General features: G+C 70.8%; 1 protein-coding gene. It reads left to right on the forward strand.

Annotation, left to right across the window (positions count from 1 at the left end):
* Positions 1-127: 127 nt before the first annotated feature.
* Positions 128-1,504, forward strand: coding sequence for an IS1380 family transposase (locus L7D48_RS28625; RefSeq protein ID WP_237883989.1), 1,377 nt, complete (start codon positions 128-130; stop codon positions 1,502-1,504).
* The last annotated feature ends 165 nt before the right edge of the window (positions 1,505-1,669 follow it).

Below are 1,669 nucleotides of genomic sequence, written 5' to 3' on the forward strand. Positions count from 1 at the left end.
CCTAGCCTCGCGCTTTCACGAAGTGGCCTGTCCGAAGGTTGATCAGAAACGCAGAAAGTGCTCTTGACCTGCAACGATAGGACTTGCTGAGGGTCCTGTTGGCTGCAAGGAAAAGAGCACTTTCCAGGTGAGAGAGCCTATCGCGTCGTACCCACGTGTCCGTGTCCTGGGGGACGGCCGCCAGGTCGTCTCGCAGGCCGGTTCGGTCCTGCTGGTGGAGACCGTCCGCAAGACGGGCCTGGACCAGGCGATATCCGCAGCCCTGGCTCCGTGGCGCAGACCGCGGGCCGTCCACGATCCGGGGAAGATCCTGCTGGACGTCGCCCTGGCGGTGGCGCTGGGCGGGGACTGCCTCGCGGATGTCGGCATGCTGCGGGCCGAGCCGGCGGTGTTCGGGCCGGTCGCCTCCGACCCGACGGTCTCCCGCCTGATCGCCACCCTCGCCGCCTCCGGCGAGAAAGCCCTGACCGCCATCCGCGCCGCACGCTCCGAGGTCCGCAACCGGGTCTGGTCACTGGCCGGCGACCGGGCTCCGGACACCGACGGACAGGTCACGATCGACCTCGACGGCGTCCTCGTGACCGCGCACTCCGAGAAGGAGGACGCGGCCCCGACCTGGAAGAAGACCTACGGCCATCACCCGCTGATGGGGTTCGTCGACCACGGACCGGGCGGTACCGGCGAGCCGGTCGCCGCCTTGCTCAGGCCCGGGAACGCGGGCTCGAACACGGCCGCCGACCACATCACCACCGCCCAACTGACCCTGGCCCAGCTGCCGAAGACCTACCGTCGCGGACGTCAGACCCTGATCCGCACCGACTCCGCGGGCGGCACCCACGACTTCGTCACCTGGCTCGCCCGGCGGGGACGGTGGCTGTCCTACTCGGTCGGCATGGTGATCACCGACGCGATCCACCAGCATGTGCTGCAGGTTCCCGCCTCGGCCTGGACGCCGGCCGCCGAGGCGGACGGCGAGATCCGCGACGGCGCCTGGATAGCCGAACTCACCGGCGATGTCCTGGACGGCTGGCCCACGGGCATGCGGCTGATCGTCCGCAAGGAACGGCCGCACCCCGGGGCGCAGTTGCGGCTCACGGACGCGGACGGCATGCGGCTGACCTGCTTCGCCACCAATACCTCGGGCCGGCCGATCGCCGAGCTCGAGCTGCGCCACCGGCTGCGCGCGAGGGTCGAGGACCGCATCCGCGCCGCCCGGGCCACCGGCCTGCGCAACCTGCCTCTGCATACGACAGCCCAGAACCGGGTCTGGCTGGAGATCGTCCAGATCGCGCTCGACCTGCTGGCCTGGCTGCCGATGATCGCGCTGACCGGCCAGGCAAGGCTCTGGGAACCCCGTCGCCTGCGGCTGCGCCTGTTCAGCGTGGCCGGACAGCTCGTCACCACCGGCCGCCGCCGCATCCTCCGGCTGGCCCGGCACTGGCCCTGGACCGACACGACCACCGGCGCCCTCGAACGCCTCGCGCTCCTACCCAACCCCGGCTGACCAGCGCATTCACCTGTCCCTACCAGAAGAGGACCCAGCCCGGAACAGTGGAACCCGGCGCCCACCCGACGCGACGGCCGGGCCGCCGGCCTGCCCGGGCTCAGGAGCAGAACGCGTGAGGGTCCGCCGACTCCGTCGGCGGACCCTCACGAAAGATCGAGGCTA

Source organism: Streptomyces sp. ICN903 (assembly GCF_022015835.1).
Classification (GTDB): domain Bacteria; phylum Actinomycetota; class Actinomycetes; order Streptomycetales; family Streptomycetaceae; genus Streptomyces; species Streptomyces fenghuangensis.